Source organism: Calothrix rhizosoleniae SC01 (assembly GCF_900185595.1).
Lineage (GTDB): Bacteria > Cyanobacteriota > Cyanobacteriia > Cyanobacteriales > Nostocaceae > Calothrix_A > Calothrix_A rhizosoleniae.
Window position 1 is genome coordinate 1 of the sequence record NZ_FYBH01000020.1, and the last position, 2,367, is coordinate 2,367.

At 39.8% G+C, this 2,367-nt stretch carries 2 protein-coding genes; one reads left to right on the forward strand and one right to left on the reverse strand.

Annotated features, from left to right (window positions below; all coding sequences use genetic code 11):
• Positions 1–193: 193 nt before the first annotated feature.
• Positions 194–1,060: a carboxylating nicotinate-nucleotide diphosphorylase gene (gene nadC, locus CALSC_RS00870; RefSeq protein WP_407641867.1), complete on the forward strand. Its 867-nt coding sequence runs from the start codon at positions 194–196 to the stop codon at positions 1,058–1,060.
• A 22-nt stretch (positions 1,061–1,082) separates the two neighbouring features.
• Here nadC and CALSC_RS00875 read toward each other — a convergent pair.
• Positions 1,083–2,367: pseudouridine synthase (locus CALSC_RS00875; protein WP_088239549.1), on the reverse strand; the 1,285-nt coding region annotated here is incomplete at its 5' end.

A 2,367-nucleotide genomic window follows, 5' to 3' on the forward strand; every position in this document is an offset into this window, starting at 1 on the left:
GTGCTCTCCCGTGCGTCGCTTCGTTTCGCTTCGCTCTCTTGAGCACTTAATCAATATATCTAACCTTCCCAGCCTTGTCAACCATTTTTTCAGAAAAATCTGAAAAAAATTTTGGGTGCCCCGCCTAAATCTATATATATCAATCCTTTAAGGAGCTAAAATTTTTTTTAGCGTTTTAGATTTAGATGAGCCAATGATAGATATTTTTGGGATTTTACCTCCTTGGTTAGTAGTAGATCCTTTATTACAAGGTTGGTTATTGGAAGATATTGGTAGAGGCGATCGCACAACCCAAGCTTTACTAACCGAAGATAATCAGGGCGGACAAGCTAAATGGGTAGCTAAAGCACCTGGGATAATAGCGGGTTTACCATTAGCAGCTAGGGTATTTCGGTTATTAGATGAAGGAGTAAGTTTTGTCCCAATGCTAGGGGAGGGAGAAAGATGTGAGGTGGGACAAGTGATCGCACAAATAAATGGTTCCCTAGATGCGCTGTTAATCGGAGAAAGGGTCGCTCTAAATTTAGTAATGCGTTTGAGTGGGATTGCGACATTAACAAGTAAATATGTAGAGCAGATTGTTGATTTACCCACTAATTTTGTGGATACTCGCAAAACAACACCAGGGTTAAGAATTCTGGAAAAGTATGCAACCCAAGTGGGAGGAGCAATTAATCATCGCCTGGGTTTAGATGATGCAGTAATGATTAAAGATAACCATATTGCAGCAGTAGGTGGAATTGGTAAAGCGATCACTCTGATTCGTTCTCGCATACCTTATCCATTAACCATAGAAGTGGAGACGGAAAGTTTAGCACAGGTAAAAGAAGCTGTGGAAAATGGTGCTGACATTATTATGTTGGATAATATGCCATTGGAAATGATGGGCGAAGCTGTGCAAATAATTCGTCAGCATAATAATCGGTTAAAAATAGAAGCTTCTGGAAATGTAACTCTAGAAACTATTCGTGGTGTAGCAGAAACTGGTGTTAATTATGTATCCAGTAGTGCGCCGATTACTCAGTCGAAGTGGTTGGATTTGAGTATGAGAATGGATTAAAGCGAATTAGAAATTTGGGTAATTAGAAGGGAGTATTAGTTTGTAAATGCAATTTTTTATTTACATATGGATGTTGCAAACACAATTCCCTAGCATGAAGGTGTAATCTATCTGTAGATGTAAGATTGCCATACAAGCGATCGCCTAATATGGGCATACCCAATCCTTGGGGATCAGCAGCATGAACCCTGAGTTGATGGGTTCTACCAGTAATTGGGATGAACTCTATACGAGTATAGTTATCTTCTGCAGCGATCACCCGAAAATGAGTAGTACAATTTTTGCCATACTGCCAATTTACTTTCTGATAGGGGCGATTTTTAAGATTTCCCCACAATGGTAATTCGATTACTCCTTCATCTATATATATATGACCTGCAAGTACAGCTTCATAAACCTTGTGAACCTGGCGTTGATGAAACTGCTGATTTACTAGGCGATGGGTTTGGTAATCCCGTGCAAAAACTAAAATCCCCGATGTGTCCATATCTAGACGATGTATTGGGAATAAATTGTGCGCATCAGGTAACAAATTACGCAAACGACTGAAAACACTATCTTGATTATTCAAGTATCGCCCTGGAACTGAGAGCAATTCTGGTGGTTTATTGACAGCTATTAACCATTCATCTTCATAAATGATGGGAACCTCTTGCTTAACTCCTCCAGAAGTTATATATCCATTTTTAATGACAGATTTAGATGGTAAACCTGACAGTAAGAAACCCATTAATGGCTGACACCTTTCCACACAAGCACCATAAAATTCTCCCTGGATTTTCTCTGAGGAGGATGTACCCCACCAAAACTCAGCCATTGCTAAGGGTTTTAAATTGTGGGTAGCTGCATAATGTAACAATTTTGGCGCACAGCAATCCCCTGTTCCTGTGGGTAAGCCTTGTGGTAATAATTGTTGTAGAGTTTGCGATCGCCCATAAAAATTCATCAGAGAATAAGCTGCGTGCATTTGTGTTTGCAGTTGGCGGGACAATTCTTTTCGCTTTCGTTTCAGTTCCCGTATCTGTACATCTGCATCTGCAATTATTTGCTTTAGAGGTTGTAGTACTTGATTTCTTTCTCGTTTAAGTAACTTACGTACAATCCCATCCTGACGACTTTCTTCATCAAGTTGGGTAATAGCTGTGTTTAATGCTTCCCCTGTCAGGGTTTCCGTGAATATCTGTCGTTTTTTGTGGCGTTGCTGTTTGCGATCGCTATGATTTTGATTCATTTGTTGCCAACGCGCTACAAATTCTTGCTCTAATTTCTCATATTTCTGGCGTTCGGGAATTTGTTTCAGGGTAATT

Coding starts and splice junctions, on each gene's coding strand:
- nadC (WP_407641867.1), top strand. CDS start 194: ATGATAGATATTTTTGGGATTTTACCTCCTTGGTTAGTAGTAGATCCT.